Here is a 25499-nt window from a genome sequence, read left to right as displayed (position 1 = left end):
CATAGGAAAACACATACAATTAGGGGGATATACGATGAAGGATATGGAACTATTGAATTCCAGAGAGGGACAAATGGTGCTTGCCCGAATGTACGGTCAACAGCAAATCTCTGAGCAAACGACTCGATATGAATCCCTTATACAGGCGTATCGGGAGCATTTTGGTGTAGCGGATATTGAACTGTTTAGTGCTCCGGGGCGCTGCGAAATTGGTGGGAATCATACAGACCACAATCACGGAAAGGTGCTGGCAGGCAGTATTACACTCGATACCATCGCTGCAGCTTCTAAAGTGGAGGAGTCTGTAATTACATTCTTTTCTGAAGGCTACAAGACGAAGTACGTCATCGATTTAACCGACTTGTCGCCAAAACCGGAGGATGACAGTACGATGCTGCTGATCCGTGGCATTGCCGCTGGTCTACTTGAATTCGGATACCGTATCGGGGGATTCCAAGCTTATATATCAAGCAATGTGTTCTCTGCTTCAGGTTTAAGCTCTTCCGCTTCTTTTGAAATGTTGATATGTACGATATTAAATCATTTTTATAACGAGGGAGCGTTAGATGCTGTTGCTAAATCCAAAATTGGTCAGTATGCGGAAAATGGCTATTGGAACAAGCCGTCGGGGCTGCTCGATCAGATGGCTTGTGCATATGGCGGCTTGATTTCCATTGACTTTGAAAATCCCAAGGAACCGATCATAAATCCTGTTCATTGGAATTTTGAACAAAACGGATATTCCCTCGTTATTGTAAATACAGGTGGAAATCATGCTGATTTAACGGACGATTATGCGGCGGTGCCCAACGAAATGTTTGCAGTGGCTCAGTCTTTAGACGCTTCGGTTTGCCGTGACTTATTGCCGGAGGATCTATATGCCAACCTTAAAATGGTCAGGGAAAAAGCAGGAGACCGTGCAGTACTGCGGGCGTTGCATTTTTTTGAAGAAAATAGACGTGTGGATGAACAGGTGAAATCACTGGAGGAGGGGCGCTTTACTGATTTCCTGAGGCTCGTTACCGAATCTGGTAATTCCTCATGGAAATGGCTCCAAAACGTATATAGAAGTGGGATTGCGCGGGAACAAGACGTATCGGTTGCACTGGCTTTAACCGAAATGTATTTAAAGTCAATAGATAACAGCGCATGCAGAGTACATGGTGGTGGCTTTGCTGGTGTCATCTTGACGATTCTTCCGAATGATCATGTGGATGGTTATAAGGAGTGGATCAGCGGCATGCTGGGAACTCCGGTACTTGTTGTCAACGTCCGTGAGGACGGTGCTGTTAATGTTAGTGATTTGATACATGTTGAACGGACTCATTGCGAGTCTACAAACTAGTCAGTCAGTAGAAGACTTTAACCCATGGGTTAAAGTCTTCGTCCTTTTTATCCCCGATACAGCTTGGGTTTGCGTTATAATAAAGAGATGATAGTTTTAATGAAGGAGGGCCTGTCATGGCTATATACCCGTCCTGGTCCTATTCGCAATCGAGGGCTCAAACGTTCGATGAATGCTTACGCAAATACTATTATCATTATTACGGCTCGCATAATGGCTGGAATTCGGCACAGGGCACTGAAGAGCAAGTTACGTTGTATCGGCTTAAGCAACTGAGCAACTTATATATTTTATTTGGAAATATTACGCATCAAATGTGTGAATCAGTCATACGTGGATGGATGGAAAAAGGGGCTATCCCGCGCACAGCATACCTCGAGACAGCTATGAAGAACATGTTGAATAACAGCTACAAGGAATCGCTACACCGTGAGCTATGGCTACAAGATCCGAAAAATCGCGTCATGCTGGCGGAGGTTTATTACGACGACGAGGTGCTTCCGGAACGGATCGCCCTTATTAAGGAGCGACAGCACGCGGTGATACACAATTTGTACCGTACCGCGGTTTGGCGTGAACTGCAACAGGGAAAGGCCCGAATTGTAGAAGTGGAGAAGTGGGATACGATGCTCCTTCATGAGACGAAAGTGTATGTCAAAATGGATTTGCTCTATCGTAGAGACAATGGAGACATGGTCATCGTGGATTGGAAAACAGGCAAGGAAGGCGATTTTTCCGACCAACTTTTTTTGTATGCTTCCTATGTGCAGGAGCACTATCAGCTTCCTTTGGAGAAGATCGAGGTACGTGTGGAGTATTTGATGACAGGAGAGCATGAGGTATATCGTCCCGCACAAGAGGATATCGACAAAGTGGTTGGTAATGTCGGACGATACATCGATGAAATGAAGTCCTGTCTCGATGACGATTACTATAATCGCCCCAAACCCGAGTCTTTCTTCACTCCGATGCCTTCCCGCAGAGCGTGCGGAGGCTGTAATTTTCGCGAGGTGTGTAAGTACCGAGCGGTGTGAAATGACTTGATCGCCTTTGCCCCCGGATTCCTACCCTAATTAAAGCTAGTGAATCCGGTCATATGGCAAATCTATAATTCTACTATATTTTGAAACCGCTTTATAATTTAGATGATGCGAGGTATGATAAGGGTATTATTGGAAAATGTGAAGGAGGAAGTTAGGAAGATGACGAGTACAGAACATGCACGTATTCTTTTTCAGGGAGATTCTATAACAGACGGAGGAAGGGGACGAAATGAGGATGCGAACCATTGGCTGGGTCAGAGCTATGTGTATCTGATCGCAGGTGCATTGGGGAGCCGTTTGACTACTACGCAGCCAGAATTTGTGAACCGGGGAATTTCGGGGGATCGAGTTTCGGATTTGTATGCACGCTGGAATGAGGACACGTTTAGCTTGAAGCCGAATCTGCTCAGTATTCTAATCGGGGTGAACGATGCCTGGCGGATCGTGGAGCAGGAGCCGTCCGGGGTGACGGACCGATTTGAACGAGCCTATCGCCACCTTCTGGAAGAAACACGTGAAGTGATGCCCGATATCGGGCTGGTGTTGTGTGAACCGTTTATTTTGAAAACGGGAGCTACCGAGGCGCGATGGGACATTTGGCAAGAAAAAATAACGGGGTACCAGCGTATTGTACGTCAGCTTGCGGACGAATTTGGGGCCGTATTTGTGCCGCTCCAGAGCATGTTGAACGAAGCCGCTACCCAGGCGGACGCTTCCTATTGGCTGCATGACGGGGTTCATCCGACAGCGGTTGGGCATCAGTTGATAGCTGATCAATGGATAGATATCGTGCAAAGGAGCCCGCTGGCGATTCGTTAACAGGGTCATACATAGTCTACTCCTTGTCATTTTTGGGTAATACACGATTATGGACATCATTACTTATGTTATGGTTCCATCCAAAAATGAATGTCAAAGGGGGTGCTTCTTGCTTCATTATGAACGGAGCAAGAGAGGGCTATGGAAACGATAAATATCATTCTGGTTATATTACTTATCGCATTAACTGCGTTTTTTGTGGCCTCGGAGTATTCCATCATTCGTGTGCGGGTATCTCGCATCAATCAATTGGCCTCTGAAGGCAACAAAAATGCAAAAGCCGTTAAAAACATTTTGTCTCGGCTGGACGAGTATTTATCTGCTTGTCAGCTCGGAACCACATTAACCTCAATGGCGCTAGGCTGGCTAGGGGAATCTACTGTTGAACATCTGCTACACCCCCTGTTTGTATTGGCTCATATTCCGGCAGGCCTGACGGGAGTGCTCTCCTTTTTGCTGGCTTTTTTGATCTTGACCTATTTCGAGGTGGTCATTGGGGAGCTGGTACCGAAAACATTCGCCATACAGATTGCTGAACCCATGGCATTGTTTTTTGCCCGTCCGATCACGATATTTTATAAAATGACCTATCCCCTGAATTGGGTGCTCAGTCGTTCCTCGCGTGTCATTACGGGTCTCTTCGGGCTGAAAAAGGTATCTGAAGAAGATGCAGCACTCAGTGAAGCTGAGCTTCGTTTGGCGTTATCTGAAGGCTTCCGTAGTGGTGAAATTACACCGACAGAATATCGATATCTGAACAATGTATTTGATTTTGACGACCGTGCAGCGCAGGAGATTATGGTACCGCGCATCCACATCCGTTCCATCTCCCACCAGGCAACAGTGGCCGAGTTTATGGAGCTGATCGAGGACAAAGTTTATAATTTTCTACCTGTAGCTGAACATGGAGACCGGGATCGTATTATCGGAATGATTCGCGTCAAGGAAGCCCTGCATGATTTGGCACGTGGGCACAGCACAGGGAATACGACGCTGGCTTCTTATATTCACCCGGTGCTTCAGGTTATCGAGACGGTTCAAGCTCGGGATCTGCTGATTCAGATGCAAAAACGACGCATTCCAGTAGCGGTGCTGGTGGACGAATATGGTGGAACATCTGGACTTGTCACACTGGAGGATATTATGGAAGAAATTGTTGGAGATATTCCTTCCTATACCGACACCGAAACCCCCGCAGCGTTAACTCCACTCATTACAAAAACAGATGATCATCGTTACATACTCAAATCACAGGCGCTCATTCATGATGTCAATCGGCGCTTGGAGACGGATATTGAGGCCGGGGACGTATATACGATTGGCGGATGGATGCTTTCAGAGCGTTTTGATATCCAGCAAGGAGAAAAGCTGACCATCGGTTTATGGGAGTTTACCGTACTGGAAAAAAACAGTCACCAAATAGACACAATTGAAGCGATGAAGAAAGCAGTCGTTGAACAGAAAAATGACAATGATTTTTAATAATGGAAAATGACTTTGTCGGTAACAGCTCGCTTAAGATGTGACGAATGGCCTGTAAAGCTTGTGACAGCGCGATTCGTCCGTTTTAAGATGCAAGCTGCTACCTGGTAATATATTGTTTTTTGTAATTAGGATAGGGGACTTAAGGCTCTGTATCTTTATGCTCATAAATATATCTGTCTGTGAAAAATTCTACTAGAAATGTAGCAATTTTATGGTAAAATGGAATCAAATTTGAGTTTTTTGGGGTGGGCTACAGTACATGAAGATGTCACTAGGTACGAAAATGGTTACTGCATTTGTCTCAATTTCTGCAATAACCTATGGAACAAGCGCTTTTTTTATTTTTGTACTCAAGGACTGGCTTGCTCAAGGTACACAAGAATGGGTGTACACTTCGATCATTCTGTTATTGGGTGTCCTGTGGAGTGGCATTTTGGGCTGGTTGATCTCAAAATTACTCACGCGGCCCATTGTTAGGTTGGCGAAGGCGGCAGAGGAAGCTTCGGCGGGGAACCTGTCTGTTGTGATTCCTGAACGTCGCTCGGAGGATGAAATCAAAGTTCTGTATGATGCATTTCGGCACATGATGCTGAACATTAAAGATATGTTCAATGAGATCTCGTACAGCACCAGAACCACTTCGCAAAGTGCGGAAAATCTGAGCTTGGCTATTGTACAGGCTACCACACAAATTGAGTCCATGTCTTCGGTGGTAGAAGATATTTTGAATGGCGTGGAGCAGCAAAAGCAAGCATCTGCCCAATCGATTAAAACAGCAGACCGAATGCTGGGCGATTTTAAAATGATGCGTAGCAAATCGGGACATATGCTGGAACTGTCTGGCCATATGGAGCATTCAGTAGATTCGACGCAGACCGTATTTTCATCCCTGATGGATGGAATGGGAGAGCTGACAGCATCACATGGTCGTTCGCAGCAGGTAATTGCACGACTGGAAAAAGAAGCTTCCCAAATTGAAGCGATTACAAGCACCGTGAAGGATATTGCTGAACAAACCCATTTGCTGGCGTTGAATGCTTCCATAGAAGCGGCGCGTGCGGGAGAAGAAGGGAACGGGTTTGCGGTAGTGGCTCACCAAATTCGCGCACTTGCCGCCCAAAGTACGGAGTCTGTGCAGCAAATAAATGCCATCGTTAGCCGTGTGCAGTCACAAATCGTAGAGACAGTGCAGTTGATGCATCAGCAAACGTCATTGGTCAGTGCCGAGGCGGAACGGACAAGCTCTGTGGATCAGACGCTGAACCATTTGAACGCTATTGTACGTGAATTTGTCGAGAGCATCCGTTTAATGGAAGAGGCCGTGACGGAGCAGACGAATCGGGTAGATCAAACCTTTGAGCAGATCCATCGTATTCAGCAAATGTCTGGGGCCTTCTCTGAAGGGGCTCACAAAATTTATACAGCTGCTCATGAGGAGACAGCAATTATGCAGGAAATTTCGTCTTCTTCCGAGGATTTGAAAGTGCTTACGAATAAACTCATGATGAAAACACGTGGAATGCAACTATAATCAGAAATCGTCATGTGAGGCATGATATATACGAACAAAATGTAGCCGCTATACACCGGAAAACGCAGCAAAATGGTTTCCCGGTGTGTAGCGGCTATTTTTTAATTTCAAAAAACTCACATTGTTTTCTAGGGTGGTAAGCCAGATCACTGACGCTGGATTGCACGACGATGGTTTGATCGTCGAAACGGATTATGATTCCGCCAGAGCCAATCAATTGGTCATCCTGAAATACTCGGACACGAAGATGACGTTCCAGTGCCTCATTGAAATCCTGATCTGTAATTAATCGGCGATTAATGGCCATGAGGGTTCTCCTTTGAATATAATATCTTTTATCATAAAGGTAAGGTATTGAACAAGCAAGAAACGCGGCTAGAACATAATTGGCTATTGGGTATAAAATAGAAGGCAATGAAGCGAGAAAGAGATTAAAGGGGGCTAGCTATGGATAGGTCGTGGTCAGGGCCTTGGTTTGATGCCAACGCGCCAGAAGGGTTCGAGGCTTTTTCTCCGTCACATGGGTTGGCTGTATTGGGACTCATTGTTTGCGCTTTGCTGCTGTGGCTGACTAGGGGATGGATTCGGTCGAACAAGCCTGTAAGTGAGGGAATTCGCTGGTTGTTAATTACAGTCCTCATTCTGTCAGAGGTGACTCTGAATATTTGGTATGTGATGCAGCATATTTGGGATGTCCAGACTTCATTGCCATTAGAACTGTGTAGTGTGACACTGCTGTTGTCTATCCTGATGCTCATTTTTCGAAGCCGCTGGTTATATCCGATCATCCTTTTTGCCGGAATTGGAGGGGCGCTCCAAGCAGTACTCACGCCTAATTTGGCATATGCCTTTCCGCATTATCGTTTTATCCATTTTTTCGTAGCTCATAGTGCTATTATTTTGGCAGCCTTGTATATGACCTGGATAGAAGGACTCCGACCGACGTGGAAGAGTGTGGGAGGAGTGATGCTTTTTCTGAATGGCTTGGCGCTGATGGTGTGGATCGTAGACGATGCTCTCGGAGCTAACTACATGTTTCTGGCCGGAAAGCCGTCAACACCGTCGATATTAGATTTTTTAGGGCCATATCCTCTGTATATTGTGGCTGAAGAAGTCATTGCACTGCTGTTCTTTTCTCTTCTGATGCTGTTGTTCGAGGTGCTTCCGGGAGGCAGGCTGTATATCCGCTCGCGTAAAGGAACTGTGCATAGTGCTGACAGGTCGTCATAGTGAGGTTGTAGAGGCGTTGTAAAGCCATATAAAAGCAGCCTATTCCACAAGTATATGACTAGGGATAAGGCTGCTTAGAAGCCTAAACAGTTGTACGAATGGGTATAACGTTCCCCATTCTAATACTTAACGCAGTAGTGATTCTGCTCCGTCTACATAAATTTCCGTACCCGATACATGAGATGACTCGTCTGAGGCGAGAAACAGGACCAGATTGGCAACCTGCTCTGGCTCACCAGGGGCATCCTCTAGCGGATGCTCTCCGCCCTTCGGAAATTCGACTGGAATTTGTACCTTCTTCAAGTCTTCCGAAGGGTACGTGTTATCGTCAATTTGCGTGTCGATAGCTCCCGGGCATATCGCGTTGACCCGAATTTTGTAACGTGCCAGCTCCAGCGCTGCCATTTTCATAAAAGCAACCTGAGCTGCCTTGGTGGAGGCGTAGGCTGAGAATCCAATACCCGAAAAGGTTCGATTACCGTTGATGGAGCTGGTAATGATAATGCTGCCACCGCGTTCTTTCAGGTAAGGGACGGCATATTTAACGGTAGCAAAGGTGCCGCGAAGATTAATGTTCATCGTGCGGTCCCATTCCTCCAGTTCCAGTGTCTCGATAGGGGCCATGGTGCCGTTAATGCCTGCGTTGGCGAACACAATATCCAGCTTTCCGTACGTTTCCACGACTTTAGCGAACCCCTGCTGAATCATATCCGGCTTGGATATATCACATTCCAGTACAAGCGCCTCGCCGCCAGCCTGCTCGATGGTTGCTTTGGTCTCCTCTGCATGCTTGGGTGTCCGATCCAGCATGACCACCTTGGCGCCTTGTTCTGCAAAACGGATCGCGGTCGCCTTGCCAATTCCTGAACCTCCACCACTGACCACTGCTATCTTTCCTTGCAATCTCTGCTCTGCCATTGACTATTCCTCCCATTCCGTTCATAAACTAAACCTGACTCGTTATTCCATACCTCTGGACGTTGAGGGTGAAACAGTCACAGCTGGATTTTATCCCATTTGCGAAATATGGTAACATAGGCGAACCAGCAGGAACTTGTAGCAAAAATATATAGCAGGAACAAGTATGGAGAAGACCGAGTGACGGAGGTGGATCGAATTGAGCTATAACGCAAATAACCGACCCGAATCGACAGACGCTATAGCACTGACCGGAAAAATGAAACCGTGGGCACTAAGCGGCCCCAGTATTCAAATCGATCCGTTGTTTCCCTATTACGCCAACCGTTCGCGGGACAGTATAGCAGATGAGATCGCCCTTGCGGGCTACCAGACCGTTCATTATTTTGTCGTGCGTGAAAATGAAGTGGATGGAGCGCTTGTTGCTGCTTTTCAACGCAGAGGCATAGCGGTGTGGGCAATGGTGCTAGGCAACGGCTCTTTTGGCGTGTCCCAGCTACCGCCGGAGTGGAAAGAATGGCGCATGGAGCTGCTGCGCGAACCGAACGACGGATTTCAGCGGCTTTCGCATTTTGCTCAGGAGTATGTGGAATGGAAAAAGAAAGCCGCTGCCCGGCTCGTCACCGACATTCCGTTCGACGGGTTCGAGGTGGCGGAGCCTTATTTCCCCGAATGGAACGGGCTGCGCAGTGGAGTGTACGGGGATGTTGGGCCGCATGCACAGCGTGCCTTTCGCGAGCGTAGCGGTGAGGACATTCCTGATTTCAGCGACAGGCATGCGCGGAATTATTACCGGAAGGTTCCGAAGCTGTACGCGCAGTGGGTTGATCTGCGTGTGGACGCCGTGAACGGCCTGATCAGCGAGCTGGTGAACGGCGCAGGCGGTGTGCGTGATGTCCGGCCGGACATCTGCGTGGCGACATGGTCGCTTGCTGTGAGCGGACGCGGCGATGTCCCAGGCCAGCTGCGGGAATGGCAGGGTCTGGACGCGGTAGCTATGATCGGGTGCGTCGCCCCGGATATGCACGTACTCCAGACCCATTGGCCGGACTGGATGCGCCGCCGTCTGCCGCCGCAGTATACCCACGGCTACGCCCGCATCGCGCAGTCGATACGGGCCGCTTATCCGGGTCTGCCCCTCGGGGTGCAGGCGGATATCGGTTCTCTCGCGCGTATGGTTCGGGACCGTGAGTGGACGCGGCGGTTTGGCGCTGCCGCCTTGGAGGGCGGGTACGACGCCTGGACCGCCTATGAATACCATTTGGGTGGTTACATGTACGATGAGCCGCCCAAACCGCTTAAGGCGGAACGATCAGCTGAAGATGAGGTGGTTATTTCTTTCAGCAAGCGGATTGCTACACCGTCTGTAGATGAGCTGCGTATATGGAGCCGGGAGGACAGAGCAGGTACAACACGTGACCTGAGCCGCCACCTAAGGAAGGATTCACTAACGTTGTTGGAGCTTGTGGATGCCGTAGCAGACGGAAACCGTCTATTGCTGCGTATACGCAATTTACCAGCGGGGGCGTTCAGCTTGCGCCTTGATGGTGTACAGGATACACCGGAGTTGTGGCTGTTTAAGGGGAGAAAGGTACATCGCAATCTGCCAGAGCATGAAGTGAAGATACCTTAAAATTTGGGTAATAACAAAATAACAGCTGTATAAACGGCTCATTTGCCGTAGCATTATTGAGTTGTATATATTAAGGCAACATCTTTTCAAAACATAAATAAATAGTGGAGTGAAAAAAGTATGTGGGATTGGGATTATCTGATTCGGGTCATGTTCGCTGGCTTGTGCGGTGCGTTAATCGGCTATGAACGGAAGAGTCGGATGAAGGAGGCAGGCATTCGCACGCATTTCATTGTCGGTATTGGCGCAGCGCTCATGATGGTGGTATCCAAATATGGGTTTCAGGATCAAGCCGTCTGGTCTAACCTGTCGCTGGACCCTTCCAGAATAGCAGCGCAGGTTATAAGTGGAGTCGGCTTTATCGGCGCAGGGATGATTTTCACACAAAAAAATAGAATCAAAGGATTGACCACAGCCGCAGGCATCTGGACTACCGCCGGAATCGGTATAGCCGTAGGTGCAGGAATGTATGGGCTTGGTGCAGGTGTGACGTTGTTTATTTTAGCGGCTCAGTCCTTGCTCCATAGTCGGTTTTATCAGATGGCTACCCCGTCTACGCGACAAGTGGTTGTTCAGGTCGACAATGAACCGGGCGTACTGAATCGGATCAAAGAACTGTTGGAGCACAAGAAGCTGACCATTCACAGTTTTCACGCCGAGCGCATCAATAACGGTGAACAGTTGGTTATTCATATGCTTCTAAAGCTGTCCCGGTCAGAAGGAGTGGAGGAATTGCTGTCACTGCTGCAAGAGATGGAAGGTATTCGTTCAGTCGAGACCAAGTCCAATTAGACGAATTTACTGCTCATACAGTAGTTTTTTTGTCGAACGCTGGCGGCTCTTATAACGGAAAAAAACTTTAAAAATAATGATTGAAAACGCTTCCTTTTGTGTATATACTCTTACTACATCATAGAGGCAGCAGCTTAGAGAGCATCAAGGGATAAGCAAAAACGACCTCATGCGTATGCACAAGGTCGTTGCTGTTATCCCGTTTTGAAAGAGTGATTTGAATGTCTTACTTTACTTTGACTGGAGCTGGATATTTTTTACCTAGCGTATCCACAGTTACTTTTTTCATCGTAGCCGGTTGGATCGGTTTGTCATTGCTATCCCGTTTGGAATTGACGATAGCATCGACCACGTCCAGCCCGGACGTTACTTTACCGAAAGCGGCATATTGACCGTCGAGGTAGTCCGCATCGGCAACCATGATGAAAAATTGCGATCCGGCCGAATCCAGATCCGCTGAGCGGGCCATGGATAATACGCCACGTGTATGTTTGAGTGTATTGTTAACACCATTGCTCTTGAATTCGCCTTTAATACTGTAGCCGGGGCCACCTGTACCGTTACCTTGCGGATCACCACCCTGAATCATAAAGCCTGGGATCACACGGTGGAAAATGGTGCCGTTATAGGCTCCCTTTTGTACCAAAGAAATGAAATTGTTAACCGTGTTCGGTGCTACTTCCGGATACAGCTCAAGCTTAATTTTCTTGCCATCATTCATGACAATCGTGACAATCGGATGGGAAACAGCCTTGTTCTTGTCTTTAGTCGCAGCAGGAGTTGAAGTGCTTGTCCGGCTGGCAGCTTCCACATCGGCCGCTTTTGTACCGCATCCAGCAACCAGCACGAGCATGATGGCTAGTAGGCACAGCGTGTACCATGGGCGTATCGTTTTTCGGTTCATTGATATTCCTCCTGAAAGGTTGGATGGTGTAACATCCTAATTTAAAGTTTGGGGGCAGCGCAGAACACTTTTCCATTTTCTATCATACCTTTTTTGCTGGGGATAAGGAAATACGGGTTTGAAAGCCGTATTCTTGACCCATACTGCTGCTATTCCCAAGGAAAGGGGCAGGATCATGATGGAGGTAGACAAAAAGCTGGCAAAAGGTCTCATATGGGGTATGGCGTTCAGTCTGCCGGTTTGGGTAGGGGTGCTGTACTCAGTACAACATATTCGTGACTGGCTATAACATAAAGCGTAAAGATAGGCCAAAACCGTTATGGTTTTGGCTTATTTGTATTTGTGCCAGTCCAAATTGCTGTTATTCAGCAGATGCTCAAAGTTGTTATCTAGCTTCTTCTGTTCAGCTTTTTTTGCTTCGACGGCACGCTGCCGTTCGTCTTCTTTACGCTTGTCCTGTTCTGCTTGGGCTTCATTGGCTTGAGCCTTAAGTTTATTCAGCACATCCTGACTCAACAGATCCTTTAACGTAGCAGGTTTGTCCTGAGGCGCAGGAGCAGGGGAAGACGAATTTCTCTTCTTAGCCATGTCATCATCTCCATTCCATTCGATTATATCAGCTTCTTCACGGTTGTTCCACGATGGAAGGATGAGGGGGGCGGTAGACTTTTCTAATTGAGGGGGTAATAATGGAATGAGCAGAAGGGACGTGTGGCATCATGCATCTATATTGGAAGCGAAACCTGGTCATTTTGTGGATTGGAGTGTTGTTTTGCAGCATGGCCTATTCCGTGTCTATTCCGTTTTTACCTATTTTTCTGAATACGGAAATGGGCGTAAATGATCATTTGGAACTGTGGTCGGGGACTGCCTTTGGAGTCACTTTTCTAGCCAGTGCGCTGATTGCCCCATTTTGGGGTTCGCTTGCAGATAAATATGGACGTAAGCCGATGCTGATTCGTTCAGGCTTTAGCCTGGCGGTGTTGTACCTGATATGTGCTTTTGTAACAGATCCGTATGTGTTCGTAGGAGTACGGTTGTTTCAGGGTCTTCTCTCCGGGTTTATTCCTGCTGCGATTGCGCTGGTCGGAACGGGTTCGCCAGAAGAAAAAACGGGCTATGCGCTCGGTATAATGGCGACCGCTGGGGCGACAGGCAGCATTATAGGTCCGTTGATTGGTGGTGTGGTGAGCCATTATTATGGCAATCGGAATGCCTTTTTCTTCTCTGCAGCTCTTGTACTGGTATCTGCATTAATTGCGACCTTTGGCGCTAGAGAGGACAGCTTCAAGGGAACCCGTACCCGCTCGCATGTTCGTGATGATATCAAGGAGGCTATTGCTAACCGGCCATTGTATTTTTTGCTTATTTTGGCCGGGATAAGTACCTTTTCCGTTATGATATTGGAACCGTTAATTACAGTATATGTGCTTGAGATGGGAGTTGACCGCAGCCAAGCTTCTCTAAGTTCCGGGATTGTATTCTCAGCCGTAGGCATTGCGGCGGTGTTGATGGCTCCTCAATGGGGACGGATTGGGGGACGGACCGGATTTGCACATGTGCTGCTGATTGGACTGATCGGTTCGGGAATCGGGAACATCCTACAATTTTATGTAACCAACTTCGTTGGTTTTGGTGCGCTTCGGTTTGGATATGGATTGTTTTATGCGTCCGTTATGCCTGCTATCAACGCAATGACTGTGGAGGTCACCAAGCCGGAGTTTCGCGGACGAGCCTTTAGCTTGAATCAATCAGCCACCCAACTCGCGACCATGGCGGGGCCGTTGATTGGCGGCATGCTTGGCAGCTGGATGCCAATCCGCTGGATCTTTGTGTTAAACGGTGGCATATTGCTGCTTGCAGCATTGTTGCTATGGGCCAAGGGAAAAAACGTTTTTCCGGTTTCAGCCAAGAAGAACGTCACGGATCAGGATATTCATTCTGCCGGATAGGAGAATGACAGCAGATTGTCTAATGGCATAAGCTTAAGGTTCCTAGAGCAGGTCTTTTTTTGCGCGATTAGATAATTATCCCAAACCTTTACTTTTAGTATACTTATTCATAACCCTCTACACTGATAATATGACAAGGAGGGATATATTATGATAAGAGACGACATTTTGCGTCAACAGCTTGAGAATGCTCGTCAAAAGCTGTATATTTTGCAAGCAAAACATGGTTTTAATCATGCCAGTGTGCTCAGACAGTCTGTAATTATGGATAACCTCATCAATCAATATAACCACCTTTTTTATATAAAAGAAAAAAAACCGACGGCATAAATGTAACCGATGGGCGAGAAACTTTTGGTGAGGTCACTCGCCCTTGTATTGTAGCGCTGATAATTATAACAACGATGCTTGTCTTAACTTTTCTAACTAGTGTGCAATCTATCATTTTAGGTACGGTTTGTTTGATGGGCACTTAGTAAAACACCGATAATAACGACCAAACCGCCGATGATTTGGCGCCATGTAATCGTTTCTTGCAAAAGCAACACAGAAAATAAGACTCCAAATATCGGAACCAAATTCATCAGAGAAACGGAACTGCTCGGTGACAGCTTGATTAATCCGTAATTATAAAGCAAAAACGCGATAACGGAGCAGAATACACCCAGATATACTAACAACATAAACGATCCTGTTGTTGGAACCTGCCAACGATCCTTTTCTAATAGAGCCAACGGTATAAAAAAGATACTCCCTGCAACGGTTTGATAAAAAGATAACGTCACGGGTGGATATTTGTCCACAACCTTACGCGTCATGAAAGTGTAAAACGCCCACGCAAAACCCGTTCCAATCAATATTAAATTTCCGATGAGTTGATTCTTACTATCCGAACTTTCGCCAACTGAAGTCAAGAAATATACTCCGATCATGGCCAGTGCTATGCCGCAGATTTTATATTTGGATAATTTCACTTTATACAAAATAAGTTCAAGCAGCGATGTAATTGCGGGATATGATGCAACAATTAATGCTGCGTTGGAAGCGGTAGTCAGGCTAACCCCTATATTCTCCATTGAAAAATAGAGAGTGATTCCCAAAACACCACTAAACGAAATCGTAGCCAAATCTTTTGGCTTTACTTTGACATGTTCTTTTTTAATCAGCAAAACGATACCTAGCACAACGGAAGCTATAATAAATCTGGATAGACCCAAGGTAAGAGGGGGGAACGTCGTGTAGGCTGCTTTGGTGGCAATAAACGATGTACTCCAGATCAATAGGGCCAGGATCGTAGAACCGTAGTAAATCCTGTTGCTTTCGCTGTGATGAGCTATGACTTTGTTCAAGTTAAATCCTCCCTGAGGTAATCCCCTGTGAAATAAAATAGTTGCTACTATAGTGACTACTATAAAAACGTTACTAAAAAGATAGTGTGTATATCAGTTTTTGTCAAGGGGAAGTGATATAGTAAGGATGAACACGAATTGAGGAGAAGACGTCATGAAACCAAAACCAAATATATTAGAAATTCTACGGGATTTGAATTTTAGTGAATATGAAGCCAAGGCTTATGTGACCTTATTGGAAAGCTCTCCACTTTCGGGATACGCCGTTTCATTGAATTCCGGGGTTCCGAGATCCAAAATTTACGAGGTTTTGTCTGGAATGGTCAACCGTGGGGACATCATGGTCAGTCAAGAAAATACGCCTCTGTATGTGCCGCTTCCGCCACATGAATTGATTGCCCAGAGAAAACGCAAAGCAGAGCAGATTTTCAATGTGGCGCAAGAGAGTTTGGAGCAGTACACGGCATCATTTCAAAACAGAGAGAATATTTGGAATATTTCGGGGTATGAAGCCATTATCAATCGTATAAATGAAGGGGTAAAAGGAGCTAAACACCGAATTTTATTGGAAATTTGGAAAGAGGATGCCGAGGTGTTCCGAGATGCCTTAGAGCAAGTAGCCCAACAAGGAATTGAAGTGATCATTGTAGCGTATGGGGAGCTTAACTTTGATTTCGCTACTGTTTACCGCCATGATATGAGTGAAGAGATTACGTCCGAAATTGGGGGGCGGTGGATTGTACTTAGCATAGACGACCGGGAGGTCGTAGCTGGCATACTTTCACTAGGAGATGACAGCCGCGCTGCATGGACGTTGCATCCGGGTCTGGTGATGCCGATTACGGAAGTGATTATTCATGATATTTATATCATGGAAATCCTATATGAGTTCCGTGAACAATTAGAAGAGAAATTCGGCCCTAATCTAATCCATCTCCGCAATAAATTTGCTATGGGTCCGAATGGCAAAGGATATTATATTCCTTTGACTGAAAAAAGCATGAAACGTGTATAGAGATTGTCTGAGGTCCGATGTGCAAAAATAAACAGGCCCATGGAGTGTTATTCCATGAGCCTAATTTTATTGGATGTTGTGTTCTATTATTTTACGGTTACAATCACACGTTGATAATGCTTTAAAGGATGTTTTCCATTGTCCTGTACTTCTGCAATGATATGAAGCGTATTCCCTGACTTAGCATCTGCGGGAACTGTGAAACTAACTGCATTCGTATCACTACCTTGCAAGTCAATCGTGTTTACTTTCTCTCATTTTTGTTCCCCACTCTGAACGCTCCTATGATGTTTTTTAGGATTATGACCATGTAAGTATTCTTTTTATTCAAGATTTAGGCATAAAAAAAACCTAAACATATATATGTCTCAACAATAGTTGAGCATATATACATTTAGGTTTTGCCTGCATGATCAGTCACAATCCTGATCCGATTTTACATCAATGTCCGAGAAAATGAAAGCGGTTTACAAGTCCCAGCATAAAATTAGTTTTACGCTTTGAATAAACCGGATTCTTTGACTTCAGATAGGAAGTTGTGGAACTCAGGAATGTTCAGCTGTTGCTGAGCATCGGACAAAGCGACTGCCGGGTTCGGATGGACCTCCACCATGATACCGTCGGCTCCAGCAGCCAGGGCAGCTTTGGCGCAAGGGGCCAGGATGTCCTTACGGCCTGTCGAGTGAGTCACGTCCACCAATACAGGCAGATGACTTTCCTTTTTCAAAATCGGAACAGCGGAAATATCCAGCGTGTTACGCGTCCATTTTTCGTACGTACGGATACCGCGTTCAATCAGCATGACTTGCGTGTTACCACGGGAAACGATGTATTCAGCAGCATGAAGGAACTCTTCCATTGTTGCAGCCAGTCCGCGTTTGAGCAGAACCGGAGTTCTTGTTTCACCCGCAGCTTTGAGCAATTCAAAGTTGTGCATGTTACGTGCACCAATTTGAATAATGTCGATGTATTGGATCGCTTCCTCCAAATGTCTTGGATCGACGATTTCACTGATTGTAGCCAGTCCGAACTCATCACCTACACGTTTGAGAATTTGCAGTCCTTCCACGCCCAGTCCTTGGAAATCGTACGGAGACGTACGTGGTTTAAACGCGCCACCACGAAGAATCGGCACACCGGCTTCCTTGAGAGCCGCACCTACTTCACGAGTTTGCTGGTAGCTTTCCACCGAGCATGGACCTGCGACCATGATGGAGGCTTTGCCGCCTACCAGCGTATCTTTAACCTTAATAATTGTGCTATCTGGTTGATTTTTGCGGCTGACGATCAGATGTTTTTTGTGTTCTTCTTTTTGATAGTTCAAAGAAGCCTTGAAAATATTTTTGAACAGTTGGCGAATCGTAGCATCGTCAAAAGGCCCACGGTTAGCCGCGATCAGCTTGTCCAGCATTTGTTGCTCACGTACCGGATCAAAGTCAGGTACCCCTTGAGCTTCCTTCAATTTTCCAAGTTGTCCGGCCAGTTCAGCGCGTTGGGACAGCAGCTCCAGCAATTGCAAATTTGTAGCATCGAGTTGTTCACGCAGCAGCTCCAAAGAATTTTCATTTGTAGACATACAGTACTACACCCTTCCCGAATTTAATTTGTTTTTTCTGTCAGTCCATGGACTTTTTTGCAGAAAATAACACAAAAAGGCACTCGCCGCAAGGGACGAATGCCGTGGTACCACCCTAATTACAGAAGTATACATACGAATCGTCAACGTCGTTCAGTCGACAGCAGTAACTTCTGAGCTTGATGCCCGTAACGGGGGCTTCCGGAAACCTCTACTCGGACAAAGGAATGAATCCTTCTGTCGGTTCAAGGCTCGACTCGGGAGTGAATTTCAACGCGGGATTGCGGTACGCTCTCAGCAATTCGTACCTTTCTGTGGGAATCCGTTAGACGTTTACTTGTCTCCGTCGATGTCTTTGTTCATGGTATTCAAAAGATTTGACCTTATTTTAAACAAAGTAGGTGCAGAAGGCAAGCCCTGATTATCAGGTTCAAGTTTTTGCCCTTGAATTGCTGCCCTTTTATTTTCCTTGATCCCTGGGTTCGGGATTCGCAGATGCGACTCCTCGTGGGTTATCTTCGGTCGAGGTATCGTCCGTATTCGTCTTGTCCGCAGTCCTACGGTCGTCTGCTTCCACAGGATTCAAGGCTTTATACCGTTTGTATTCCATATCGGCCTGAGACATCGGATCTTTATACATAGGAGATCAGTCAACTCCTTTCTGTTATACACTACATTACCCGCATAGCAGAATGGGTAACCGTTTTCTTTCACTCGATAAAATGAAGTGGTTAATCCAGCATATCGTCGCTTTCCAGTTGATCTTCTTCATCCCCATCGGTACCATTCAGCAAATCGGTACCATGCAGGAATTCGGCAGGAGCAGAAGGATCAACGGGACTGTTCGGTGTCAGTTCATCGGCATCTGGTACGTCCTCCAGAGGAGTATCCGGCCCTTCGGTCAGATTCTCCCAGTTGGTTTCTGCATTTTGCAGAGAAGGCTCAAAATCATTGTCATGTAGCTCAGTAGTTCGATCGTCACGATTTGCCATGTTGCTCAGCTCCTTTACTTTTTGTTGCTTATTCCGACCTTACCCAAACAGCGGAACGGCTAAACCTTCAGTTAGTGTGTCTGTAGGAAGTTAAAATCATGCGAATAGGGAGATGCCCATTCTCAATTAGCGTTTTTTTGGTAACTGCTGTGATATGATAAAGAAGATAGGGAGGGATATGAATTGGAATGGTACATGTTTGGTCCGATGATTAGTCGTATCCGCGTAGGACAAAAGGCATCTACCCCGGGATTTTCCCGCACCCTCATTCGACGCCCGGAAGGCTTATACTGGACAGATGGCGGACAGGCCGGAAAAATAGTAGAAATACGCGATTATTTATTTTCCGATATTTGGACGATCTATGAAGATGAAGATTGTGAACCATGGTTGGAGCTTAGAGAGCAGAAAGAGCGGCGCGAACAGGAAATGATCATTAATCAATATGAAGATTTTACAAAAAATGAGTAAAAAGAACATGATATCCTTCTTGTGAAGAAGGTATGCACATCATCGTATAGAATAATATAATTTCAGGACGTAAAAAATGTTAAAACGTATACAAACTTGTAAATCCTACTATGTAACTTTGAGGTGCTTAATATGAGGCATGTGCCCAAAGCTGTCGCCGCCCTGCTAGCGGTCATTGTGATGCTGTTGTCGCTGGGTCACTCCGCCTATGCGGCCAAAATGACCCCGGAAGGGGATTATAAAATACCCTCCTGGGATATGAGATGGGGAGAGGTAGACGAGGATGGCTCTTTAGATGAGGTAAAGAATCCCAGCAAGATCTGGATGCATATTGAAGATGATACACAACTGCTTAGGCAGCCCGGCAATATAGGCTCCGCCTGGATTCGTATTAAGTTACCTTCGCTAAATGATGAAACGCCAGCGATCCTTTTTGAAAATATTTATGGCAGGCATATTACGCTGTATAAGGATGGGACCAATTTTTACGAATCCTACCGTGGGTACAATTATGAGAATAATCGTATTCTGATTCCGCTGAAGCCGGAAGACAGCGGTAAAACATTATACATATGGACGGAAAGCAGTAAGAAAAGACTGGGCATCATCGGTAATGTGATGACCGGTGATTATCGTGATTTGTTGGGGACCTTGGTCAGAATGGATGTTTTAGATATTGTACTGGGCAGTACGTTTATCTTTATCGCCCTGGTGCTGCTGATCTGCTCGTTTTTTCTGTTCCGTCCGAGTATGGCCATGTGGCTGTCTCTAAGTGCGATTGTATTGTCTATTGGTCTGATGATCGTAACGTATTCACCATTCTTGTATACATTCTATCGCGGCTATGGCAAGCTGTACTTACAACTTTTTGATGTGGCACTATTTATTCTGCTGCCCTCATTAGCCTTCTTTTTTGAGCAAAACATCAATTCGATTATACTGATTCGCAAATTCAGAAAGTTGTTAACCGCCTACTCTTTGTTCTGCTTTACCATGATGATTGTGAATTTAGGAGCACAGGAGCGGTTGAACAACATATATTATTTTTTTAGTGTAGTCATTCTGGGTATATTACTCGTCGCCTTAATGATACTGCTGGTATTTGCTTCGGTTCGCATGGCACTTAAGGGTGATCACGAAGCGATCATCTTATCGACAGGCTTTGCATTTTTTGCAGTCATCTCTATCGGGGAACTGAGCTGGTTTTTCATTCTGGACGGACACTACAATATGTTTTTGTGGAAATGGGGCGTGTTCGGTTTTGTACTGGCGTTGATCGCGATTTTGGGCAGAAGACTGGCAGAAAAGCACAAGCAGGTGGTTCGGTATTCCAGAGAACTGGAAATGTTCAATAATGAGCTTCAACGTTCGGAGAAAATGGAGATTATTAGCGATCTGGCTGCATCTGTAGCTCATGAGGTACGTAATCCCCTTCAAGTTACACGTGGATTTCTTCAGTTGATGAGCAAGCAGGAGGATGGTAAGAACAAAGACTATCTACATATCGCTCTGGAGGAGCTGGATCGAGCTTCCGCGATTATTACTGATTTTCTGACCTTTGCCAAGCCAGAATTTGACCAAACCAAAACGTTGACCATATTGGACGAATTCAAGCATATTGAAGGAATCATCAGTCCAATGGCTAATTTGCAAGGTGGAAAAATTTCGCTGGATATTCCCCAGGAAATCAAAGTACGCGGGAATTCCTCCAAGTTCAAGCAGGCGTTCATCAATATCATCAAAAACAGTATTGAAGCGCTGCGAGACCAGGGGCTTATTCATATATGGGCTTATGTGGATAACGGAGAAGCTGTCATTCATATTCGGGATAATGGTGAAGGGATGGATGCTCAGACTTTATCCAGACTAGGTGAGCCTTATTTTTCGAATAAGACAAAAGGCACGGGTTTAGGAATGATGGTGACTTTTCGGATTATTGAAACGATGAATGGAAAAATAACTTTTACAAGTGCAAAAGGGGTGGGAACAGAAGCGACCATCCGCTTCCCCGTAGCCGGATAATATCCGGCTTTTTTGCGTTCGGAGAAAACGGAGGGAAGCTTGCTGAGCCCACCCCTATGAGGTTAAGGAATCTAGATTAAATAAGCATTAACAATCATTCTACCACATTGAGCGAGGTTTCTGGGATGCAGCGAGCACGCCGGAGGGGTCTGGAGGAATTACCAGAAAAAACTGATCAGGCGTTTCTTCTAATGTTTTGATTTGGATATGATCGGGGATCACGACTCCTAACACATCACGAATTGCAGATTTGGGATCAGTCATCAGTTTCTCTCTGAAACTGGCATCCTCCCAAGCTTTTTGAATGACTTGTGTTTGAAGAACTTCAGTAGCCATCAAAAATCACCCTCTCATTCAATTGGTTATATTTACCTAGTCAGTATACCACGAAGGGCTCAGAAAAATCTAGCATTATTTCATATTTTTGGAGAGCCAGTAGTCAAGTCCGCCTCTTCTCAAATGCGAGCGTCCGCCTTCAATTTCTGCCGCCACTTCGCCCAGCTCAGCTGCGATAGAATGTGCAAAGCTATGTAGGCCGTGGATAGAAGGCTCCAGGGTCTCTAACTGTTGGACTGCTTGATCGGCAATGTTCACATAGCTGGCAAGCGCACCGCGTACATAAATCGCTTCCTGAATCTGTTTGGGTCCCAATCCTTCACAGTAAGCCGTCTTTTGCTCGGCACTGATATGGGACAAAAGACAGTTATAGCTATGTTCGACCAAATCTTCTGACCAATCCGCCCAATCATCCGACATTTGAAGCACGAGTAGCGCCAAGTCCGTCATATTTGTAATGTTTTGAATCAGATCAGCACGGCCTGCGAGCAGCAAAGCACCCGTTCCGGCCATTTTTAATGGACTTGCTTTCAGCGCGACCTTATTTTTTTCTCCTTGAAAATAGTCCTCTGTTCCTTCGGATATCACACTAACGGCCCATTCATCAACATACGTTCGGGCATATGACCAAAAAGGAGAGGTTGCCGGAAAAAGGTCCCGATATACGCTTAGACACTCGGTATAGAATAGTTGACTTAAAGCGAGTTGCGTTTTACGGTTGTCTGCTGCTGTGTCCATCACATCGTCTTGAATTAAATAGTGAGCCATGACGAACACGTTGCCAAGTGACAGCCTGCGGCATGTTTCGGGGGGCAGTCCTGTGAGTTCTTGCAGCCAAAATGGAAGCAAATAGCATATGTAATTACGCGTGCTGTCTTCCCGCAACGGATTAAAACGCGCCAGATAGTCCAAACCCTCTTGCTGAAAGGGAGCTGGAAACGTGGACGTCCGTTCCTCCGCTTGACGAAATACTTTTTCCAATTCGTCTTTGTATGCAAAATACCATTCCATCGCCATCACCTGCATCTCTTATGAATATTTTTATAGCGACTTCTAGTTGTTACCCGCCATTATACAACAGATTGCAATTTTCAAGATTTTGTTATTTTTACATTGAGAATGTTGTAAAAAGGATATCGACAAAAATCCCGGTTGGGAAGATCCCGCCGGGATTTTGTTTTTTTAAATTAGATGATCTCTAAATAGTCAATATAAGCATCCCATGTCCCATTATCGGCTGTTACAACAAGCTCAATCTCTTGATTTCCGGTTCCATGGCTGACATTGTTTAAAGTATAGACCGCAGGACTGTTCCCGCCGTAGTAGAAGGTACCCTTCGTTTGTCCACCAATTTTCAAGTCAACTTTGGCCATGTTGGAATTATTTGAAGCACCACGGAGTGAAAAACTATGGGTGCCGCTGGTAAAATTCTGTGTGAATTTCACTGAATCATTGTTGGAGTATAAAGCCACTCCGTTGAACGGCGAGCTGATATTTGAAGTATACTGACCGCCTTTGGTCATATTCTCTGCTTCCACTTTTGTGCCTTTGTTTGGCGGCGTTTCGCCGTTTCCGCCATCAGGCGCTACCGCCCGGCCATTGCTTGGTGAGATCATACCAGAGCAAAGGTTACGATTTTTGAGGTTCTGTGCAATTTGTGGAATAGCTTGGAGTGTAGTCTGGTACTGATCATGCATCAGGATCACATCGCCGTTTTTAAGTTTGCCCGCAGCAGCTACGATCTGTGCGGTGGAGGCGCCGTTCCAGTCTTGGGAGTCAACGTTCCACAATACTTCGGTAAGACCGTTTTGGGTCTCAATGGATTTGAGGGTTGCGTTGGTCTCGCCATACGGAGGACGGAACAACTTTGGTGCCGTGCCAGTAATGGACTGTATCGTTTGCTGCGTGCGTGTAATTTCCGATGACATCTGCGATGTGCTCAGTTGTGTCATATGCGGATGTGACCATGAATGATTACCGATCCACATGCCTGCTGCTTGCTGGTCACGTACAAGCGAAGGATTATTCTGCGCGTTTTGTCCAAGATTAAAGAGCGTCGCGCGTAAACCGTTTTGCTTCAGAGCACTAAGAAGCGCTTTGGTGTTAGAGGGATTGGGACCATCGTCGAAGGTTAACGCTACATAACCGCTCGAGCAATCAGCCGCAAGCGCCTGGTTGCTCGAGATCACCAGCGAGCCTGTGAATAAAGACAAGGTGATTGACATAATCGCCGTCCATTTTCCTGCTTTAGCTATAAACATGGGTCTACCTCCTAGCTATTTTAATATAGTATGGATGTTCCGATACTCCGAACCGATTCAACTCTTTACTAGATTTGAAATTTTAGTTGATCTCCAAATAATCAACATAAGCATTCCATGTTCCGTCATCGGCTATTACAACGAGCTCGATCTCTTGGTTTCTGGTGCCATTATTGCCGCCAATCGTAATTGTATTACTAGTTACATTGGCACTCCGACTGCTTTGGTATCCCTATACAATAAGTGAATCTTCATACATCTTGTCCATGTCTTCCCACTTTTTGAAGTGCTCGCTGACCGATATGGTTTTGCTCGTGCGTTTGGATGTCCATAAAAATAACCTTATTTTTTTGTTTCATTGGAACTTTCCTCCTGTAGCCTCACTATGATGCAGTGCATTCTGTAGTAGCTTAATGCAACATGTCTTTCCAAAAATAAAAATGTAAACGTTTACAATTTTATTTTATCATATTTTCCTTAATATATAACTTGGAAAATTTCAAGTTATATTGTAGAAAGTATAGTTATTCATTCTTGCTCACTCTACAGGATAGGGTTCCCAAGGAGCGCGTGTAGATCGAAGGTTGGGTGTAATTGTGATAGCAATGTTCATAATTTCTTTTTTCCCGTCTTATGGTTACTTAACAGGCGAAAATATGAATAAAAATAGCGGGAAAAGAAAATATTATTTTAAAAAGGATGAAAGAAGGGTCTGCAACATGAAAAAACAATGGAAACTGACCGCTGCTATCCTGTATGGAGGAGTGATGATGTATGGCACTGCGGGTGCAGCTGGAGCTTCCGGGACGGAACCGGGTAATTCGTTGCAAGCAATCACCTCCAACGCCTCTATCCAAGGGGCAGCCCGCCAATGGAATGCTGAACCACAGGACGAACACGGGCATGTTCACAGACATAGGCACGGCAAAAGGCCTGGCGGCTTGAATCACCATCTCAACGAGAAAGTAGCCAAGCTGCTGGGCATCACTCCTGTCCAGTTAGAGAAAGAGCTGGGACAAGGGAAGTCGTTGGCCGAGGTTGCTAAAAGCAAAGGCATCCAAGAAGATCAGCTTATTGATAAGTTGAAGAATGAAATGACCGTGGACTTGAAACGGCTTGTGAACCGTAAAGGCCCGATTACATTCGATCGTAAGTCCGGCGCTTCGAATGAAGCTCAATTGAAGCGTTAGCCGGGGATACCGTGGTATATCTGCTCTTGAATAAGTCGAGGAGTAGATCGTTTGACAATAAAAAAAGGATGGGGAAACCCATCCTTAAATTTCCACTTCCTTATCTTGTGCTATGTCATATTTAGTTACTTTACTGGTGTATTTATCTACATAATAGAATCCATAAGTTGCAATGTGATCAGGGAAATCTTCGTAAACTCTTATACAATATTTAGTTCCTTCCAAACCTTCAACCATTAAGTTTAAATTATATTTAACAGCATCCTTTTTTATTTTATCAGAAAGAATATGGAGTGCTTGATTTTCTGTAATCATCTTTTGCTGTTTACCTAAATACAGTTTATTATCAATGAGGCTGATTTGTCTGCTTTCTGCAATCCCAATATCTTTAACAGAGATATACGTGTTTCCGTTGTAAATCAAGCCATCGGCAGTGTTCTTTTTTGTCCCCTCTAAAAATACATCAAACTTTTTCACAACAGCATTTACGCTTGTTCCAGATGCAGCCATTGCGGTTGCACCAGTAATCATCATGCCAATGGTTAAGCCCACTAATAGCCCCTTTAATTTGTCATTCATTTTAATTACCCCTCTTATGTATGCTAATTCCCTCACTATAGTATCCTAAATATCAC

General features: G+C 45.6%; 26 protein-coding genes, 2 pseudogenes and 1 other annotated feature. Of the genes and pseudogenes, 14 read left to right on the top strand and 14 right to left on the bottom strand.

Translation table 11 applies throughout. The features are described 5' to 3' along the window. Positions 1-34 precede the first annotated feature (34 nt). The 5 genes from JOD82_RS23700 (at position 35) to JOD82_RS23680 (ending at position 6223) form a co-directional block, all read left to right on the top strand. Positions 35-1345: a galactokinase gene (locus JOD82_RS23700; RefSeq protein ID WP_209950040.1), complete on the top strand. Its 1311-nt coding sequence runs from the start codon at positions 35-37 to the stop codon at positions 1343-1345. A 116-nt stretch (positions 1346-1461) separates the two neighbouring features. Further along, complete coding sequence (locus JOD82_RS23695; protein ID WP_209950039.1) at positions 1462-2379, top strand: PD-(D/E)XK nuclease family protein; 918 nt, start codon at positions 1462-1464, stop codon at positions 2377-2379. Positions 2380-2547: 168 nt separating this feature from the next. Then, the gene (locus tag JOD82_RS23690) at positions 2548-3207 is read left to right on the top strand and encodes an SGNH/GDSL hydrolase family protein (RefSeq protein WP_209950038.1); all 660 of its coding nucleotides are present in this window, start codon (positions 2548-2550) and stop codon (positions 3205-3207) included. 141 nt (positions 3208-3348) lie between these two features. Continuing rightward, on the top strand, positions 3349-4689 hold the full coding sequence (locus JOD82_RS23685; protein WP_209950037.1) for a hemolysin family protein: 1341 nt from the start codon (positions 3349-3351) through the stop codon (positions 4687-4689). A gap of 262 nt (positions 4690-4951) precedes the next feature. Beyond that, positions 4952-6223, top strand: coding sequence for a methyl-accepting chemotaxis protein (locus JOD82_RS23680; RefSeq protein ID WP_029516103.1), 1272 nt, complete (start codon positions 4952-4954; stop codon positions 6221-6223). Between the two features lie 94 nt (positions 6224-6317). On the opposite strand, the gene JOD82_RS23675 is transcribed toward JOD82_RS23680, so the two are convergent. Further along, positions 6318-6530 (bottom strand): hypothetical protein, encoded by a 213-nt coding sequence (locus tag JOD82_RS23675; protein WP_013309048.1) that lies wholly within the window; start codon positions 6528-6530, stop codon positions 6318-6320. Between the two features lie 140 nt (positions 6531-6670). Between JOD82_RS23675 and JOD82_RS23670 the strand changes: the two genes are divergently transcribed. Further along, the gene (locus tag JOD82_RS23670; RefSeq protein WP_209950036.1) at positions 6671-7453 is read left to right on the top strand and encodes a YwaF family protein; all 783 of its coding nucleotides are present in this window, start codon (positions 6671-6673) and stop codon (positions 7451-7453) included. Positions 7454-7579: 126 nt separating this feature from the next. Here the strand turns inward: JOD82_RS23670 and JOD82_RS23665 are convergent, their stop codons facing one another. Then, entirely contained in the window at positions 7580-8371 is a 792-nt protein-coding gene (locus JOD82_RS23665; protein ID WP_209950035.1) for an SDR family oxidoreductase, read from the bottom strand. 259 nt (positions 8372-8630) lie between these two features. Here JOD82_RS23665 and JOD82_RS23660 point away from each other — a divergent pair, with 259 nt between their 5' ends. Together JOD82_RS23660 and JOD82_RS23655 are read left to right on the top strand one after the other, a co-directional pair. Beyond that, positions 8631-10004, top strand: coding sequence for an N-acyl-D-glucosamine 2-epimerase (locus JOD82_RS23660; RefSeq protein ID WP_209950077.1), 1374 nt, complete (start codon positions 8631-8633; stop codon positions 10002-10004). Positions 10005-10124: 120 nt separating this feature from the next. Continuing rightward, positions 10125-10796 carry an MgtC/SapB family protein gene (locus JOD82_RS23655; RefSeq protein ID WP_165144485.1) on the top strand — a complete coding sequence of 224 codons (672 nt, stop codon included), beginning with the start codon at positions 10125-10127 and terminating at the stop codon, positions 10794-10796. Between the two features lie 226 nt (positions 10797-11022). On the opposite strand, the gene JOD82_RS23650 is transcribed toward JOD82_RS23655, so the two are convergent. Further along, the gene (locus tag JOD82_RS23650; protein WP_029516108.1) at positions 11023-11700 is read right to left on the bottom strand and encodes a peptidylprolyl isomerase; all 678 of its coding nucleotides are present in this window, start codon (positions 11698-11700) and stop codon (positions 11023-11025) included. A gap of 330 nt (positions 11701-12030) precedes the next feature. Then, entirely contained in the window at positions 12031-12288 is a 258-nt protein-coding gene (locus tag JOD82_RS23645) for a YqkE family protein (protein ID WP_029516109.1), read from the bottom strand. A gap of 131 nt (positions 12289-12419) precedes the next feature. Here JOD82_RS23645 and JOD82_RS23640 point away from each other — a divergent pair, with 131 nt between their 5' ends. Next, positions 12420-13652 carry an MFS transporter gene (locus tag JOD82_RS23640; protein ID WP_209950034.1) on the top strand — a complete coding sequence of 411 codons (1233 nt, stop codon included), beginning with the start codon at positions 12420-12422 and terminating at the stop codon, positions 13650-13652. A 150-nt stretch (positions 13653-13802) separates the two neighbouring features. After that, positions 13803-13982, top strand: a complete 180-nt coding sequence (locus JOD82_RS23635; RefSeq protein WP_023987319.1) for an aspartyl-phosphate phosphatase Spo0E family protein — start codon at positions 13803-13805, stop codon at positions 13980-13982. Positions 13983-14098: 116 nt separating this feature from the next. Here the strand turns inward: JOD82_RS23635 and JOD82_RS23630 are convergent, their stop codons facing one another. Further along, positions 14099-15001 carry a DMT family transporter gene (locus tag JOD82_RS23630; RefSeq protein WP_039269437.1) on the bottom strand — a complete coding sequence of 301 codons (903 nt, stop codon included), beginning with the start codon at positions 14999-15001 and terminating at the stop codon, positions 14099-14101. 154 nt (positions 15002-15155) lie between these two features. On the opposite strand from JOD82_RS23630, the gene JOD82_RS23625 reads away from it, so the two are divergent. Further along, positions 15156-16016 carry a TrmB family transcriptional regulator gene (locus tag JOD82_RS23625; RefSeq protein WP_029516112.1) on the top strand — a complete coding sequence of 287 codons (861 nt, stop codon included), beginning with the start codon at positions 15156-15158 and terminating at the stop codon, positions 16014-16016. A gap of 86 nt (positions 16017-16102) precedes the next feature. On the opposite strand, the pseudogene JOD82_RS29810 reads toward JOD82_RS23625, so the two are convergent. From JOD82_RS29810 to JOD82_RS23610, 4 genes and pseudogenes are all read right to left on the bottom strand, one after another. Continuing rightward, positions 16103-16270, bottom strand: a pseudogene (locus JOD82_RS29810) (hypothetical protein); the annotation flags it as partial. Between the two features lie 239 nt (positions 16271-16509). Beyond that, the gene (locus JOD82_RS23620) at positions 16510-17592 is read right to left on the bottom strand and encodes a bifunctional 3-deoxy-7-phosphoheptulonate synthase/chorismate mutase (protein WP_029516113.1); all 1083 of its coding nucleotides are present in this window, start codon (positions 17590-17592) and stop codon (positions 16510-16512) included. A gap of 88 nt (positions 17593-17680) precedes the next feature. Then, positions 17681-17951, bottom strand: a binding site (T-box leader). 101 nt (positions 17952-18052) lie between these two features. Continuing rightward, positions 18053-18232 (bottom strand): hypothetical protein, encoded by a 180-nt coding sequence (locus JOD82_RS23615; protein ID WP_029516114.1) that lies wholly within the window; start codon positions 18230-18232, stop codon positions 18053-18055. Between the two features lie 91 nt (positions 18233-18323). Further along, entirely contained in the window at positions 18324-18584 is a 261-nt protein-coding gene (locus tag JOD82_RS23610; protein ID WP_029516115.1) for a hypothetical protein, read from the bottom strand. Positions 18585-18767: 183 nt separating this feature from the next. Between JOD82_RS23610 and JOD82_RS23605 the strand changes: the two genes are divergently transcribed. Further along, the gene (locus JOD82_RS23605) at positions 18768-19055 is read left to right on the top strand and encodes a hypothetical protein (RefSeq protein ID WP_029516116.1); all 288 of its coding nucleotides are present in this window, start codon (positions 18768-18770) and stop codon (positions 19053-19055) included. Between the two features lie 132 nt (positions 19056-19187). Continuing rightward, the gene (locus tag JOD82_RS23600; protein ID WP_029516117.1) at positions 19188-21077 is read left to right on the top strand and encodes a sensor histidine kinase; all 1890 of its coding nucleotides are present in this window, start codon (positions 19188-19190) and stop codon (positions 21075-21077) included. A 99-nt stretch (positions 21078-21176) separates the two neighbouring features. Here JOD82_RS23600 and JOD82_RS23595 read toward each other — a convergent pair whose 3' ends face one another. The 4 genes and pseudogenes from JOD82_RS23595 to JOD82_RS29365 all read right to left on the bottom strand — a co-directional run. After that, positions 21177-21413 carry an NHLP leader peptide family RiPP precursor gene (locus tag JOD82_RS23595; RefSeq protein WP_013309068.1) on the bottom strand — a complete coding sequence of 79 codons (237 nt, stop codon included), beginning with the start codon at positions 21411-21413 and terminating at the stop codon, positions 21177-21179. A gap of 75 nt (positions 21414-21488) precedes the next feature. After that, complete coding sequence (locus JOD82_RS23590; protein WP_029516118.1) at positions 21489-22424, bottom strand: hypothetical protein; 936 nt, start codon at positions 22422-22424, stop codon at positions 21489-21491. A gap of 176 nt (positions 22425-22600) precedes the next feature. Beyond that, positions 22601-23674, bottom strand: a complete 1074-nt coding sequence (locus JOD82_RS23585) for a polysaccharide deacetylase family protein (RefSeq protein WP_029516119.1) — start codon at positions 23672-23674, stop codon at positions 22601-22603. A gap of 82 nt (positions 23675-23756) precedes the next feature. Next, a pseudogene (locus JOD82_RS29365) lies at positions 23757-23999 on the bottom strand (hypothetical protein); the annotation flags it as partial. 394 nt (positions 24000-24393) lie between these two features. Here JOD82_RS29365 and JOD82_RS23580 point away from each other — a divergent pair. Then, on the top strand, positions 24394-24864 hold the full coding sequence (locus JOD82_RS23580; RefSeq protein ID WP_029516120.1) for a hypothetical protein: 471 nt from the start codon (positions 24394-24396) through the stop codon (positions 24862-24864). Positions 24865-24948: 84 nt separating this feature from the next. On the opposite strand, the gene JOD82_RS23575 is transcribed toward JOD82_RS23580, so the two are convergent. After that, positions 24949-25443 (bottom strand): hypothetical protein, encoded by a 495-nt coding sequence (locus tag JOD82_RS23575; protein ID WP_029516121.1) that lies wholly within the window; start codon positions 25441-25443, stop codon positions 24949-24951. Positions 25444-25499 lie beyond the last annotated feature (56 nt).

It is taken from the genome of Paenibacillus sp. 1182 (assembly GCF_017833915.1).
GTDB classification, from domain to species: Bacteria; Bacillota; Bacilli; order Paenibacillales; family Paenibacillaceae; genus Paenibacillus; species Paenibacillus polymyxa_D.
The sequence above is the reverse complement of the archived record's forward strand: the minus strand, read 5'-3'. Positions and strand labels throughout refer to the sequence as shown.